The organism is Pseudomonas nunensis (genome assembly GCF_024296925.1).
GTDB lineage: Bacteria > Pseudomonadota > Gammaproteobacteria > Pseudomonadales > Pseudomonadaceae > Aquipseudomonas > Aquipseudomonas nunensis.
Map to the genome: position 1 here is coordinate 3,767,349 of NZ_CP101125.1, position 16,442 is coordinate 3,783,790.

A 16,442-nucleotide genomic window follows, 5' to 3' on the forward strand; every position below is an offset into this window, starting at 1 on the left:
CTCCAGTCAAGGAAGTTGCTTACGGCCGATATCGCTCAAAATGGGGCGGAGCGCGCCTTTCATCGCCGAGAACACCAACCGCCGGCCGTCACCGAACAATTGTTGCTTCGCCAGACCGTACAACCACTCACCCAATTCGCCGGACTGTTTGCCGATCAAGACCAGTTCGTCATCCGTGGGCGCGCGTCGCAGTACCACGCTCTGAATGCCAACACCCCAGTCAATCTCCGGTACGTCTCCACACAGTACAGTGAGCGCGGGCTTGACGCTGTCGATCAGATGGATCGGGAGTGCCAGTCTCAGCACAGTGCCAGGCTCTGGTTGCACGGCCCAGGCCAGCAGCGTGCCCAGCGCTTCTGGCGCCCGCTCAACCCCAGCGTTCACCTGCAGCAAGGCAACCACCGGATCCCACACGGCGCTCCAATCGTCAACGCGGGCCGCCTTGGTGAGCGTCACTACGCGCAAGCCGTCAATGGCACGTGCCAGCAACGCAGGTACAGGCATTACTGCCAGCGCAGTTTCCAGTGCATCACTCCACTCGGTGTCGAGTGGGGCACTCAAAGGCCGCGGTAACGCCTGTGCGTCGACGTACAGCGGCACCCGGATACGCCATTCGAGCGCATCGCTGTTTCGCAACGGAACAGGGTCGATACGCAGCGGTCCCGCATCACTGCCGTTGGGCGACAAGCGCAGGCGCGAGCCGCTCCTGTGCGCCAGATACAAGCCCTGGTGAACTGCCGGGGGGGTGCCTGCCTGAGTCGCCGCCGGGGCGGGAGTAGGCGCGGGCAAAAGGTCAACTTCGGTCTGGCGGGCCAGCGGTTCGTAGATGCGCTTGCCGTCCAGGCGGGTCTCAAGTGCTGTCTCGACCGCGATGCGGTAGCTCACGCCAGGTTCGGGCACATGCACTACGGATCGGATAAATTTCCAATGTTCGCCGTCAGCGCCGAACCACATCTGCGCTTCGTCCACAGGCATGCAATCGATGAAGCGCACGGCTGGCAAATCAAGCAGCAGCATCAGGTCTTCATTATCGCCTTCGCGCAGAACTTCGTAGAAAGGCGCAGCGGCTTTCCTGCGCCCTTTGTAGCCGCCCTCTTCATGCGCGAAGCTCAGGGTCGATGCGCCTTCCTCGAAGGTGGTTCCGGTTTGCTCCGACAATACGATGCCTGCCGAGAAATGCAGCAACGCATGCACACGGAAAAAGTACGGCGGCGGCACTGCCGTCACCATGGTCGCGCCCAGCCACGCATCGGGCACGCGCGCGCGCAATTCCACCAGCCGCGAAGCCGCTTTATCGGTGTTCAGCGGCGGCAGAATATGCTCGGGCACCTGCGGCGCGATGCTGCCGAATGGCGCCAGCGCATCAAATGTCACGCCGGTATCGCTGGCCAGCGCGGCCAGGGCGCGCAACCAGTCGCGGTGAGCAAATTCACGCCAGTAACCCACGGACAGGTCGAGCGGCGCCAATTGCGCGTCGTTACGCTGGTTGGCCTGGCCCAGCACCATGTCCAGCCCGTGCGCGACCACCAGTTCCAGGCGCCCGCTCGCTTCTCCATTTTCTGAAAGGTGGCGCATGGCCGACAGCACCACTGGTTTTTCCAACGGCTCGGTGCGTGGCAGCGTGAGGTCGAAAAACTGCTCGGTGGAATCCTGCAGCAGCGCACCTGCCAGGGTCGCCTCCCGCTCGAAACCGTTATTGGCAGCCTTGACCCAGCTTTCGTAACGCCCCACTGGTCGAACCGCGAACTTGCGCCGTGCTCCGCGCCGGCTCATGTCGGGAATCAACACCGAGATGTTGCCCTCCATATCGGGCGCGCAGCGCCACTGGCCCGGATCAGCCACGGTGCCGAGCGAGAAGTAAATTCTGCTCTCGCTCGCTGTGGCTGGCGCGCAGTGCTCAATGAAACGCAGCCAGAAGCGTACAAGGGAGGCAGCGACCTCGGCGCGCTCCTGGCGGGCCTCGGCGGATTCGACATTTACGCGATCTTCCTGCACCACGGCTCCTTGCCTGACGGTCAGGCGGGCAAAGCGGCGGCCTGCGTAGAAGGACAGCGTCTTGTAGGCCGTAACCGGCGCCACGGTATAAGTCTTCTCACCGCCCACCGGCCGGAACAGCGCATCAGCCCAGTCTTCCCCGGACAGCGCGTCGAACTTGCCAAACGCCGGATCGGTGACTGCGACCTCGCCGTCCTTGAGATTCAGGACCCCGAGGGTCAGTTCCTGCAAGCAGAAGCTGCGCGACGTCGCTACTTCTACTTCTTTATCGTTCCCATCAATCAAGCGCAGCTCAATCTGGCGCAGCTCAAGTGCCGCTTCGGCCAGTGCACGCGGCGTGCCGCTGCCTTGGCCGATCCGGGTGGCACGCACCACCGCAATGCGCTCGCCCTTTGCTGGCCGTGCACGCAACTGATACGGCGTAGCATCGGAAAGCCGCTGTGGGTGGTTGGCCACCAGGCTTTCGGTGCTGGCAAGCACGTCGTAACGCATCTGCGGCGCTTCGTTCGGGGTCGGCGCCTTGAGCGCGACGACCCAGTTGGCGATCTCTGCCGGCACCTTGTCGTCGCAAAGAAGCAGTTCAAAGTAATGGACATGAGGTCCGCCGTTCTCCTGCCCGACGCTCATGCCCAACCGGTCGGGCGCCGGCCGCAGGGCAATCTGCATCACCGCCAGCAGCTCCTTGCGGATCAAGTCCTTGCCCTCTGCCCGGTTCAGATTGCGGTAGCCGCCATCGAACCAGAACAGCTTGGCATTGCCCCACGGACGGGTCAGCAGGTCAGCGAATGCCTGGCCGTTGTAGCGTCGCGGCAAGCCCTCTTCATCAAGGTCGCGATAGCGGGCGAGCGCGCGCTCCATCGCGTCGTTGACCGCCGTCAATAAGTCCTGACCTTTGACATACTCGCCCGCTTCTGGATCGTACAGCCGAAAGCCGTACGCCAACCCGAGCGTACGCAAGGCGCCCCAGCCGTGCGGGTCGCGCTCGGGAGGCGATTCGTCGATCCAGTCGCCGAAGGTACGCGCCTTGGTTTCGGGCGCTGCATCAGGCACCAGCGAATAGCGTCGGTACACCTGCCCCGGCGATCCCGCTCCGCTCACAGTTAGCGGCGCATAGGCCAACAGCGCCAGTGTGTCGGCCAGCACCGGATGCAGCGTCGGCGCCAGGTCGACCAGTACTTCCTGAGTAGCCGTCACGGCCAGCACCTGCGACGAGGCTTTCCGACTGGGCAGGTAAAGCGCCTCGACCTTGACGTTCACGGCGGCCAGATAGTGCGGGTCGTCGATGCGCTGCTGGAGCACAACATCTTCCTGATCGTACGCCTTAAGGAAGTGTTCTTCGTTGGGCACCAGGCACAGGCTTTGCAGCAGATCGCGCACCAGTGCGACCGTGATCCGTCCGGGTTGGGATCCACCGTAAGCGAAGTACGCCACCTTGACCGCTTCCGGGTTGTCGGGGGCCACGACCGTCAAGTCCCCGTCCACCGCCTGCAGACTCCCCGCGGGGTTTTCTGCCCTGCGAATATCCCAAGCGCCCAGCGGGTCGGCGTTCTTGAGGTTCCAGGCCGGAATCGATACCCGGATCACAGTTGGCGCCCCACCCGCGAATAGCGCGGCCAGCATGTCCTCGTCGGGATCGGCCATCAGGGACCGGCGGATGGCGGGCCGGGGAAACAGTGCCGTGCTCTCGGCCAGCGAGAACCACGCGGCCTGGCGTACGCCCGACGCCCCCGACGCGGAAGGCGCCTTCAACTGGCGCAGGGTATCGCTCGGATAGGCGCTCTCCAGGTTGCCGAAGTCGCCGAAGCCTTCCTGTTCCAGCCCTGCCAGTGATGGCGGCAACAACGTGACCCGGCCCAGTGGACTGGCGAAGTTTGCCAGGTCCGCACCTTTGGGCACCCCGTCGATATCAATGCGGTGCAGGTCGAAGCCACCGACCCAGCGAAACAGGTTTGACACGGGAGTCTTGACTGCAGTCGGAGTGAGCTGCAAGCGCTCGGGCCGCGCTTTCCACGTCAGACGCGAGGCGGTGCGACGGGTGCGGTCGCGCACGGTCTCGAACGGATCGATGCCTTTGTCGACCTCGGCACGCACCAGCATCGACAGGTCAGTGCCGGCGCCGGGCTGGATGATGTGCAGGCGACCGCTTTCGCCAGACACCATGTCGCTTCGGGACAGTGCGCGAAATGCCACGTCGACCGGCTGCTCGAACTCTTCGACCATCGCGCTGATGTGAGTCTTTTCGAGGTCGGCCACCACGATGTTCGCATTCACGGTTCGCCATTCGCCATGGACTTTCTCGTCCAGCAGTGCAAGCGATGGAAGCTTGCTGGAGGGGGTGCGCTCGAAGTCGAGCCTGCGCAGGAACAGCCGATGAGTCAGGCCCACCTGAGCAAAGTCTGCACCCAATACATTGGCGATGTTTTCCATGCCTGCCAATACCAGCGCGGAGCCGGAAATCCTGTGTATTTCCAGCCGATACCGCTGCAGCGGAAACTTGCCGGGATCTTCGCCTTCCGGCACGTACTCGCTGACCAGTTGTCCGGGCCCAGTATCGCTATCGGCCAGCTTCATCTTGACGGTAATGAGAAAGTCGACGACATCGTCGCCCTGCAAGTTGTCAATGGCACCCTCGTCGAGCCGGCGCCCGGTCGCGTCGATGGCATCGGTACCGTAAGCGCCGGTGGCGCGCGCCGGTTCTGACAGAATCCGCAGTTGGAATACCTGTTTCTCGTCCGGCCACTGAATCTCGTCCACGTTATTTATGGTGACGATGCCGGGACGGGCAAGCAGGCGCAACTGTGGCGTCTGCGGTTGAGCGGGAAACTCCGGCAGGCGGCGGTACACCAACTGCAAGGTCACCTCGCGAGGAGACACAGGCCGCCGTTTGGCCATTTCAAAACCGGTTACAGAATAAGGCCGTCCGAAATCGCATGTACCTGCGATATCGACCGCGACAATCTGGTAATTGATCCGAACATTAGAGAGATCATCCGTTCCAACCTCATTCTTCCATTCTTCATGACTGCCCTGCCCCAGCAGCACGTCGCGGATTGCCTGCGGAATGTCCTCCTCGCCTCGCTCATTCCAGGCACTTCCCTGTCTGCGCAGGTCGTCTACAAACTGGAACGGTGGACGCATATACGTGGCGCGGATGGCGCCCGGGGTATCGGCATCATCGGTGATCGTCACCGGCGCGGCAGCTTTGACCATAAACTCGGCGCGGAACCGCCGTTCGCCAATCCCTTCGATGGTGCGCACGATGCGGTAATGCTTGAGGTGGAATTCGGGGTCGTGATAGATGCCCTGCGAGTTGCCCCAGGACGGCTCAAGGTCCCAGTCGAGCTTGATGCCTTGCGGTTCGATCTTATGAGCCGGGGCGAACGCAGGCTGGGCCTCGCGGAACATGCGCTCAGGCGGGTTGAACAGCAGGACACTGCCCGCTCCTGCGACGTCCGATTTGGTGACGGTGAAGCGTCCACGCCGTGGAACCAGCTCGCCAAGGTCCTGGAATAGCTGATCGACAGCCTTGCGGTTCAGCAAGAATGTCAATCCGAAGTCGCGGGCGTCTATCTCTGGATGACGCTTTGGCCAGACACCCCCTGCAACTCCCTGCTGCGCCAGTCTGGCGGCACTATCAACGACTGCGGCGAGCACAGCGGAGCGCGATTCTTCGATTTCCGCTTCGCGTTTGGCCAAGGCCTGAAGATTGGCGCGGGTGCGGCCGGAACGCGCCAGTTGCCGCGCCGAGGCTTCACGGTCTGTATTGAGTTCATCGAGCCCGGAGGTGATAAGACGGGGCCGGGGCTCGCCATACGAACGAACTTGAGTGTCGTCTTTTTCCCATTCCAGGAACAATCCCATCAGAAGCGTATGGATAGTGACATCGTCGCTACCCTGGCCGGGGCCGGCCTTCTGCACCACCCCCCCGAGATTGACCGGGTGTCCCTCATCCCATCGCTTCGGCGGGGCCAGATCCAACGTCTTCTCGCAGCCCTCCCACAACGCAGGCACGATGATCGCGCCGGTGCCCTCAATGTTTGTCGAGCACTCCACAAGGTGCGCTACCGTGCTGCCCGTGTCGCGCGGCGAGGTATAGAAGCTGGCAGGCGCAGCGCTCCAGTCCATGATGTGGTCGTCGTGGCCGTCGACCGGGGTATGGTCACGCGGGACGATCTGCATCACATACCAGTCCCCCGCCTGGCCGGCCGGCGGGACGGTCGGGAACAGCATGGCCCAGAAGTCGGTTTGAACGATAGGACGTCCGTACAGCTCCTCGGCATCGTTGGCGGCCTCGGTATCAGGCGGTGCGGCAGCATTGTCGTCGACCACCTGATCGCCGATCGCAGCCACTTCGCTGCGCTGGGGTTGCGGCGGCGGGTTGTTCTCCACCCGACTGCCATCCTTACTGCGATCGGGCACCGGTGCCGACAGCCCCATTACACTGTAGCGCGCGACGCGAGCTCTTGCTTCAGCCAGCAAACCGTTATTGAACGAAAACCCGATGCCGATCGAGGCCGAGCGGCCGAAGGCACGGATACCCACCGAGGCATGAGCGCGTCCGCCCAGCCCTCCTTTGGCGGACAGCACGGCCTCGAGCGCGATCGATACGGCCAGATAGAGCGCGAAGCCGGTCGATAAATGAATGCGGTGACCGAACACTTTGAAGCTGAGCCAGACTTCAACACTGACCTGAATCGTCACATCGATTCGCAGTTCACCGTAGAACATCGTTTCAGCGGGTGAACGCAGCGACATGAAGGACAGGATCTTCGCTTCGATGGCGAAATCGGCGTGTGCCACGGCGGCCGCACCAAAACTGCTGGAACCGAAGCGACCTTCCAGGTGCACCGCACCGACGGCGCGAAAGGCCATCCCGAACAGGACCGAAAAATCCTCCATCCGGTGGATCAGGCCGCCGTTGATCTTCATGTAGAAGTTGTCAGTCGGCTTGCCCAGCTCAATGCCCAGCTCGTACGGCCAGCCCAGTTCGAAATGGAACAGACCGGGGCGGATATACAAAGTAGCGGAAAAATCGGTGCCGCGAATGGCGTCGACCAGTTGGGACGGCAATTGGGGATGGACGCCGATGTGGCCAGCCTTATTGGCGATGAAACGGCCCAGGAACTCCTTGCGCGGTACCGAAAAGTACAGGTAGCCACGCATGGTTGGATTGGTACGCCACACATCGCCTGGCGCAGCGGTGGTCCAGTCGTGGTAGTTGACTGCAATCCAGGCCCGCACATTGATCAGGAAGGTCAGGTCGGTGCGCAAGGCGGCCACGATATCGAGCAGCAGAGGATTGGGGAGATCCTTCTCCTTGTCGGCGTTGTAGCTTCCCCGTTCCGACGCTGCCGCCATCGAAAACATGCCGCGCAGGGCGAACGTCAGATCGGCGTTGTCGTAAGTCGGCTGCCACGCTTCGAAGCGATCCAGACTGCCCTGAAATCTGGACACCTCATCGAGGATCTGGATCAGTTCATTCGGACTCTTGGCCGTTTCGGCCCGGGCGATGCCGGCCAGAGTGTAGCGGTAGCCAAAACCGAAGCCGTATTCGCGCAGGTAGATGCGCCCGACTGGCGTGTCGATAGGCTCAGTCTGCTTTTCAAGCTGCCCGTAGATAAAGAAGGCATGGCGCGGTGCGCTGTTCTTGTCGTTCTTGTTGCGCAGCTCAAGGAAACCCATGGCTGCCGTCATGGGCGACCAACCGGGAAACTCGATCTTGCCGGACGCGAGAAAACCGTGCGCCGTGACATTGGCCGGCAGCACGTCGGGCTTGTACAGACTGGGCAGGCCGCCATCGACCGTGATCGCAGTACCCTCGACCTTGACGCCGCCCAGCGCCAGCCCCACGGTCAGGCCGTCGCAGCGAAATCGCGGCTTGCCGTCACCGAACGAACACCAGAGGTCATGGAAGTCCATGCGGACAGTGTTCTTGTCGCCGCTCTTCATGAACTTGATCTGACCGCCGATCGAGATGGCGGGATCGCCGTCGAAAGCGGGCGACGCGGGATGATAGCCAAAGGAGCGCAACTCAAAGCTGAAGATGTCGAATGCCTTGATGGTCTTGACCGGGTCGACCTTGACCTTGAACGACATGGCGCGCATCAACACTCGCGGGTCGGCTGCGACCGGGGCCTTGTCGAGCTTGATTTCGACACCGCCGAAATGCTTGAGCAGCCCGTTGGTGAATTCGCCTTTACCGGGATTGAAGCTGGCGCTGCCCGTGACCTGGAAGAAGAAATGGTAGCTGCCTCCTTCGCGCACGAAGTCGAAGCCCAGTTCCGTAATCTTGAGGTCGAACCGGGTTGCGGTGCAGCGAATCGGATCGCCGCTCTTGTCAATGCGCGCCGTGGCTGCTTCCACCACAATGCTGTTGTCCCGCCCGGCCAACGTCAGGGCGATCGAAGCGTTGGCTTCGCCGATCAGCGACTGCGGTAGCTGGCCGCTGCCTGTGAGTGAACCGCCGCTGAAACGCGAACCGCTGATGGCAATGTGGCCCGCATCGAACTTGAACGGCACATCCACCCCGCCGAGCGTGACCGGATCCGGCTTGATGTGCGCTTCCAGATCGATGCCGCCGCGCCCCACCCGAAACACCGGCACCCTGAACTGCAAGCCCTTGCCACTCGACGACACACTGCCGTAGGAAAGCTCGGCCACCGCTTCCGACCCCAGCCCCATGCTCTCGCCGCCATGGGCCAGGTCGAGGTAGAACTGTTCATAGTCCTTGTTATCGGGCAGATCAGCGTTCTGTGGGCGGACCAGCAACTCCACCCCGAACGGGGTGTAGCTCTTTTTGCCCTTGCCCCGAATCGCAATACGGTCACCGCCGGTGAGCTTGACGGCCAGGTTGTTCAGATCGACCGAGACAATCAGCTTGGTGTCGGGTGCGAAATGGGTATCGAGGTGAACCTTGATTGAAAATTCAATTTCGAGGTTGCGATCATTGAAACGGGGTGTGACTTCGATGATCTCGATTTTCTGTTTGAGCTCGTCCAGAACCCCGCCGCCACTTGTCGGCGCACTTGTGGTGTCGGCCTTGGGCATGAGGGCCAGCACCTGCTCCTTGAGTTTCGCCACATCGGCACTGTAATCGACGATCAAGTCGTTGCTCGCGCCCGTACCGATGGTGGCGTCAACCAGCGGGCCGGACTGGCTCAACGAAATGACCGGCGCATTGGCGCCAATCGGTAACTGGATCTCGGTAGGCGCTGCGCGCTGCACGGGTGACTGGATTTTCTGGAACAGGCGCAGATTGCCGCGCTGGACCGCAATCACCACCAGTTCATGCGCTTTGGCTCCGCCCGCGGGATTGTAGGCTCCTGGTTTCGCGCGAATCTGAATCAGCCGCTCTTTGGCCGCCCGTTGTGGGTTGTCTACCGTGCTGACTGGCTGGCCAGGGCCTGTCTCCCGGTTCAGCCACAGGTCAGTCCCGAGCGTAATTTCTGCGCCCACCTGCGGCTGCACCACCAGACCGAACCACTGGTCAGGACCGAAATCGATCACCAGCGACGGTTCCAGACGGGCCGAAACTCGCAGGTCGAAATCGAGCGCACTCAGGTCCAGGTCGCGATCAAAGGCTTTCCAGCCTGTCGGTTGCAGAATGATCTGCCGCAGCTGGTATGTCTTGGGGTCGAGTCGGACTTCGATGATGACGTGGCTGAATGCCTGTTCGCCTTCCTTGGCCAGGGTCTCGATCAGACTGCCGAGGGCTTTGGCCACTGACTCCAGCAGTCCCGCCAGCATCCCCGCGGCGGCGCCAGCCTGACGTGCCAGCCAGGTAATGGCCGAACCGAGCATACGGCCCAGGTGCGCCAATAGTCGTTTCAAAGGGTCGGCGCCCGGCGCTCCCGCCTTGGGCAGCGCGACCGGACCGACCAGCCGGATCAGTTCGCCCACGGCATTAGCAAAGTAAGCTGAGCCCTTCTTGATCAGTTCGATCGGATACGGTGCCACCACTTCCAGTGTGGTCACACGGGTCGCCAGCATGCCCTCGCTGGAACTCGTCTCTAGATGGAGGTCGAGCGTTATGAACAGATCAGGCTCGGTGCGCGATACGATTTTCAGACCGCTGAGCTGGTAGTTGATCTTTATTGCAGGAGCTTTTGCATTCGCAAGATCGATGGCGGCGATCTCTGTTGTCACTGCCAGCTTTTCGACATTGAGCAAAAAGGGCAGCCACGACTTGTCAATGGTGACATTGTCCCGCATGTATGAAGAGGTAAAGGGTTCGATCGTAGCGGTGAAATTGAGACGGCCATTTTCGAGCAGCAGCGTGAGGTCTGCGACGCCCAGCATTTTTTCGACGCTGCCATCGGCCTTCCTGGACTGGAATTCACCTGCACCGGGCTCCGCCGTGGTGATTCTGATCTGGCCATCGCTCGCCGCGATATCGAACCTGGGTGCCTTGGTGATTTCAAACAGCATGTCCTTGCCGAAAGAAGGGAACGCCAGGTCGAACAGCGACGGGAACCAATTCTCTGGCACCTTGAACCTGAGCCCGTCGAGGTTGAGATTCGGCAGCGGAATCGCGTGCAGCTTCAGGTCGAACCCCGGGAATGCCGGCATGTCTACATCGAGTGCAGCCATTACGGCTTTGGCGATGTCTTCCAGCTTGCGCCGCCGCACTACAATGTTCAGGTTCAGCCACCCGGCAAGCTCGGGGGGCGCCTTGTAACTCTTCAGTGCGTAACTGAATTTGAGTTCTCCGACAGCCTTCAGCTTTAAAATCCAGTCATCGAGTTCGATGCCTTCCAGGCCATCGAGAATGGCAGGCGAGATTAAGCATGAAGCCTTGATGGCAGCTGCGCCGCAAGCGCGCACGCCGAAAAAATCCTGGGTGGCGTCGCTCAGCGAGAGGACAAATGGCTGGGCCAAACGCTGCCGCACCCGCTCGCGCAATGCCGACAACTCGTCCTGAGGCAGCTTGACCAGTTCCTTGCGAGACGCCAGGGAATACTCACCGGTCGCTTCGTCTTTTTTCAGCAACTTTGCTGGCAGAACCAGACCCGTGGCGACTTTGGAATCAATTGAAAACGAAACGTTCTTCCCGCTCGCCTCAAAATGAAGTCTTTGAACATGAAGATCGTGCATGTCGGCGTCACCGCCAACAAGGGCGGCGTCAGCAGACAGCTGAACGGTGTTGTTTTTATCGGCAAACAGAACGAGCTTGGCCAAGGTAATCCCCTTTGCATTGCGACAGGGACGACGATGGACACCTTCCCTGGCGCTTCGGATTGACGCAAATGTTCAGAAGCAGATGTTCAGTAACATGCAGACAAAAAACGCAGGCGAAATTTAGTGTAAGGAAACTTATCTTAATAATATCGATGCAGATCAAATAATTATTTAACAAAGGACATTGTAGTTAAGAAAATGGCCAGCGCTTCACAAAACCCACTATTTGTAGGTGGAAAAGTGTTCGGAGCAAATCCATCGCTATCGCGATGGCTGAACCCGTCGGTGCCAATCGCCGTTTTTCGTCTTTTCAGTGCAAGCTCACATGTTCATCGGCTCGGTACCTAACCAGATCGAATCTACGGAAATCATCGCAGCATGGACTCGGCGCGCTGGCGCTTGAGTATCGCTGCAGGCGCCCGAGAGGAGAAATGCCCCGCTTTATAAGGCGCAAAAATATGCTTGCATTGACCTCTCCAACATTGAGTTCAAGCCGTTTGAAATCTTCAAGCTCACTGGAGAATGTCAGCCTTAAGCGGCAGTTGAACATCGGAATTACTTGGCATGCTCGCTTCAGAAGATGTTTGGCGCGAAAAATTGAAAAGCAGACTGATGAAGATTCCCACAATAGTCTTGCGGGTCAACTCACTCAAAAGTGGTTGGCGTCAGAACCTTTCATTCTCCTGCGATCCGGTAACTGAGCCATAACTGAACATACCTCCTGATTCGGACGTCACCCTGGTAGTCAAGCACCGAGCCAGGCAGCAACTCCTCCTCTTTATCCAGAAGTCTCTGTGCAGGATGATCGACATCTAGCAAGTCAAGGAGCTCAACAGCAACTGCGCGATCACGGCTTCCCTCCTCCAACATCGCCGTGTTCGACGAACTGCAATCGCATGGGTTAGTCGAGTCGACCCCAGAAGGCAAAGCCATCCGGACCGCGCTTGTCGCTCAGGGAAACTGGCAGCAGAGCTTTACCTTTCTGCGCCTTCAATCGGCGTTGATTTGGGGGAGCGAAATTCGGCCTGAGGCCTTCAGCGGAACCGTGGGCGTTATAGCTGATGACCAATCGAATGACGCTTCGGCATCACCACCGGCGCCGAAAATTGTCAGTACAGGATCGCATCAGAGCTCTTCGCCGAGAGATCCCATGGCGAAGGAAGATACCGACTACCTCGGCACTCTGCTCGATATGTTCGAGTTGGAGGGGCCAGAAACCAGTGACTCGCCGTCAGAAAGCCCGCCCGAAACTTCCCCCTCCCATCGGATAACCCTGGCCAGGCATTCCTAAATTGGGTCAAAGAAGGCATCCAGAGCCACAAGCTGATCATCAACGACAGCAAGGCTAAAATCCACACGGTGAGCGGTAGCGTATTTCTGGTCACGCCGGGACTTTTCCAGCGCTATGTTCAAGAGTGTCCGGCATCTCACAGGGTGCGGATCAAGAGATTGAATAATGGCGCTGTGTGCAGAAGTAGGTTGAGAAACTAAAAATCCACAGGAAGCGTGAAAATGGCTTGAACATCTGGACGTGCCAAATCGAAGGTCCGCGGAAGAGAGCGACACTCAAAGGCTATTTACTTGAAGAATCAAAACTGCTGTTCGAATCGATACCATCCGATAATCCCTTTCTTAAAATCGAAAAACCTCCAATGGCATAGCGCCAAATAAGCCAGGCGCATAATTCGGTGGGGCACCGCGACTTACCTGGGCACGGACGGGGCCGTCACATACATCGTCTTACTAAGCTCATGGTTGGCGAAGGACAGTGGCAGCTACATTGACAGCATTATGTCTTTTAGCCACTAATACAAATAGATGGAAATCATCAATGGCCACCGGCTCTGCGATCAAGAAGATCACAAGGGAACCCACATGACATCGCTTACCAAGGTAAAGGCCCCCAAGGGTTCACTTAAGACTCTACTGGAGCAATGGACGGCGATGGTGGAGCGTTACGCGGCGATCCATAAGTATGTCGATAACTGCTGGTGGTACAACGAGCGTGCCACTCTTAGCTCGCTGGCCGGCGCCGCCTGGTCCATGGAAAACTGGGTGGCCTTGGAGGAGTTCTCCACGGGCAAGCGCCACAAAGTTAAAGCAGATGGCGTGGAATCGGGCGACCTGCGCCCGGGACGATGTGATCTCTATGTCACCAATCGCAAGGTTTGCTTCGGTTTCGAGGCCAAGCAAGCTTGGCAACGGGTTGGGCCACGCTCCAACCCGACACGCAATGTGCACAAGGGCTTGCAAGCTGCCTGGGAGGACAGCGGACATCTGGCTAACGATACAGACCAACGTTTCGCCGCCACCTTCATCGTGCCTTCGCTGCCACTAAACGCCGTCACCGACGAATTAGGGAATGTGGACCCGGAACAAGTCATGGCGCTGCTAAATACCTGGCTAGAGGGGCAGCGGGGATTTGTACGCCCCGGAGGCAAAGAAACCAGTTATGCCTACACCTTTCCACACCTCGGTCATGAAGGCTTCATTTCCGGTCCCAGGTATTACCCCGGTGTGGTGCTGGTGCTCGAAGAGAGGTTCAGGGCGGCTAAGTTGTTGGATGGGGAGAACTGAGTTTCGGTGCAATGCAACGTTACCGGATTAGCACCTTTGGCACGGGATCGCCTGACACCATGACCTGCCTTGCTCACTCGATACATACGCCTTGATCAGCGCCCAAACATTACTCCACCTCAGTATCTAATTGTATCGACACGACTAACGCTCGACGATAATGTAAAGGCGATGCATGCAAATCAACGACCAGCACGTGAGGTGCAACGGACACCAATGTCTTTATCCGTTCCACAGGAACTGAGACGTAGACCGAGAGCAATCGACCATTTGCGCTCATCGAGCCAATACTTGGAGTAACAGATTCTTTGGGGATAAAGGCAACCCCTTCCACCAATTGAATCTCTATCTCCGGATACTTAAATTCCTCCGGACAAACCACAGTACCTTTGAAAATGAGGACAGCGAATTCTTGGATAGCGTCCTCCCCAGACGATACTTCGCGTCGGGTAGCCATTCGAAATGACCACGAAAAGTCCCAAGAAGTAATCTTCGCTTGGTACCATTTAAGAGAATATGGTGAACGAGTCTGAGCACGTCTAGCACTTTTACATCGACCGTTGTTAGGCTTGACCATATCCACCTCCCTACAGGGCCGAGCTAGACAAGAAAATCAACCACCAAACTCGACAATGAAAGGGTAGACCTATCCAGTGAACTACACACTGCGCATAGTTCTGCTTTCTTTACACGAGAGTGGTTATACCTCCGGCCCTCTATAAATACATCCACTTGTACATGTCTCGTGAATACGTATTGCGGATAGCTCTGGAAGCAGTGGCTTTAGTTCCTGCCAAACCCAAACGGCTAAAACCTCGCTCGTCGGATTTTCCAGTCCGGGAATTTCATTAAGATAATTGTGATCTAAGCGTTCATACAGAGGCGCGAAAATTTCCTTTATCTCGGAAAAATCCCTGACCCAACCCGACGTTCTATCGACAGGGCCATCAATATAAATTGCAATACGAAAGGAATGACCGTGCAGACGCCCACATTTGTGCCCTTTTGGAACATTGGGCAGTCGATGAGCGGCCTCAAAAACGAACTCTTTAAAAATCTCCACTGATTCCTCCCGTATCTCACGCGACAAAAAACAAAACAGCTAGACTAAACCTTCCAAGACTCAAGATCGACGCATAACGTTTCAAACAAAAACTCTACAACTTTGGCTCGCCCCTCACCCAGCGCTGATGCAATGGTGATCACGGAAACCAAAATGGAGTTAACAGTGTGCAAATCGGTTACATCACTCAAACAATTCAATATTTCTGCGAATTTCCCCAACATAGCAGTTTGGGAAAAATTTAATGCCTGCACCACATGGGTAGATGGCGTCAGGTAGAGAATATTCGCACGCGTCCGCAAACCGTAGGCTTCAGTCAGCATGCCATACCCTTCCGAAGGGAAAGCTTCGTCCTGCCCTGCGAGCCTCCTCAATGCCTCCTGAAAAGCCATGGATAGATGAAGAATGACTTCAGAGAACTCTTTTACACTGGCGTCACTGGCCAGGGCTGGAGCCAGATCCGAGGAAACCAAAGTAGTCATAATGCCTCCTAAATATTAGTAATGAGCACCAGTTAGCTAGATACGAGTTCCGAACTTCGAACCACCCTGGTCAAATGATCAGTCAAAAGATGAATATCACCATGTAAATTCTGAACTCCATTCCACGGCCGGTTGCCTGTTTTAAAGGACCACTCTCCCGAATCGAGCGTCCAAGCTGTATATCCTTGTAGCTTTCTGAGGCCTAACTTGAATACTGGGGCCAGTGGCGCTCCTGTAGCACACAACTGTTCCATGACGAACCCCATGGAAATAATCCCCGCGCTATGGACGAGACGAGAGCTTTTAGGTGTATGACCATGCCAAGCATTTCCAAACACCTCCTGGACCGCCTGGAAAAACTCACTGATGGCCAAGAAACACCGATCCTCACCTCCCGACGATTCAATCACCTCCCGACAGTAACCGTCGGATAGGGAATTCATTACCAGTTTTTGGAGCGACGTATCGCCGATGACTCCTGAGGGGTTGGTATGCTGCTTAATCTGACCTTGCAAAGAAGATCGATCGTCATAATTCAGCATTTCTACGATGCGGGCTGCGCGGGCGCGGGAAGTCATTCTGAATGGAAGGCCGCTGACAGACGGGAGCAGTTCATATACCAGCGACTTCGGTAATGGGCTGGTGTTGTTGACGAGAATAAATTGCCGGCGAAGTTCTTCCTGATTTTCACACACGAGAGCTGACACCAGTAGCTGGAACGAACTCCCCTCGAGCCCAGCTAACGCAGATAGGCGCTGCTGGCCATCCACAACGAACCCAGGAGGGCCGGATGAAATATCCACCTCAATTTCTGCATAGGCTCCATTTCCTTCCACCACCCGGACTCCACTGGTAAACGCTAACACCACAGCATTGGGCATTACCGCATCGGGACGGGAGAGGTAGTCGCGGATCTCTCGTATGTGCTTGGACACCTGTGGCCGCTGAAAGCCATGAAGGGCGCCACGATCGTCACGCTTGACTCGGTCGATGCTAGCGATCGCCAAAATCTGCTCAACGGTAGCCGCAAACGATACCACTTGGTGGGTGGGGCTCTGTAACGCCTTGATTGCGCTGAACTTAAGCAATGAGTCTCTTCCTTCATCGAACGCCCCCCCCAGAAAGAGGGGCAGCAGCAGTATTGAGGC

At 58.0% G+C, this 16,442-nt stretch carries 6 protein-coding genes and 1 pseudogene; 2 read left to right on the forward strand and 5 right to left on the reverse strand.

Annotation, left to right across the window (positions count from 1 at the left end; all coding sequences use genetic code 11):
- Positions 1–6: 6 nt before the first annotated feature.
- Positions 7–11,172: a hypothetical protein gene (locus NK667_RS16205; protein ID WP_054615444.1), complete on the reverse strand. Its 11,166-nt coding sequence runs from the start codon at positions 11,170–11,172 to the stop codon at positions 7–9.
- An 853-nt stretch (positions 11,173–12,025) separates the two neighbouring features.
- Between NK667_RS16205 and NK667_RS16210 the strand changes: the two are divergent.
- A pseudogene (locus NK667_RS16210) lies at positions 12,026–12,833 on the forward strand (conjugal transfer nickase/helicase domain-containing protein); the annotation flags it as partial.
- A 157-nt stretch (positions 12,834–12,990) separates the two neighbouring features.
- Complete coding sequence (locus tag NK667_RS16215; protein ID WP_152980978.1) at positions 12,991–13,749, forward strand: hypothetical protein; 759 nt, start codon at positions 12,991–12,993, stop codon at positions 13,747–13,749.
- 109 nt (positions 13,750–13,858) lie between these two features.
- Here the strand turns inward: NK667_RS16215 and NK667_RS16220 are convergent, their stop codons facing one another.
- The 4 genes from NK667_RS16220 to dbpB all read right to left on the reverse strand — a co-directional run bounded on the left by NK667_RS16220 (position 13,859) and on the right by dbpB (position 16,382).
- Positions 13,859–14,206: a hypothetical protein gene (locus NK667_RS16220; RefSeq protein ID WP_152980980.1), complete on the reverse strand. Its 348-nt coding sequence runs from the start codon at positions 14,204–14,206 to the stop codon at positions 13,859–13,861.
- Between the two features lie 243 nt (positions 14,207–14,449).
- Positions 14,450–14,812 carry a 6-carboxytetrahydropterin synthase QueD gene (queD, locus tag NK667_RS16225; RefSeq protein ID WP_083471338.1) on the reverse strand — a complete coding sequence of 121 codons (363 nt, stop codon included), beginning with the start codon at positions 14,810–14,812 and terminating at the stop codon, positions 14,450–14,452.
- Between the two features lie 44 nt (positions 14,813–14,856).
- On the reverse strand, positions 14,857–15,294 hold the full coding sequence (locus tag NK667_RS16230; protein WP_054615447.1) for a hypothetical protein: 438 nt from the start codon (positions 15,292–15,294) through the stop codon (positions 14,857–14,859).
- Positions 15,295–15,326: 32 nt separating this feature from the next.
- Positions 15,327–16,382 (reverse strand): DGQHR domain-containing protein DpdB, encoded by a 1,056-nt coding sequence (gene dbpB / locus NK667_RS16235; protein ID WP_054615448.1) that lies wholly within the window; start codon positions 16,380–16,382, stop codon positions 15,327–15,329.
- Positions 16,383–16,442 lie beyond the last annotated feature (60 nt).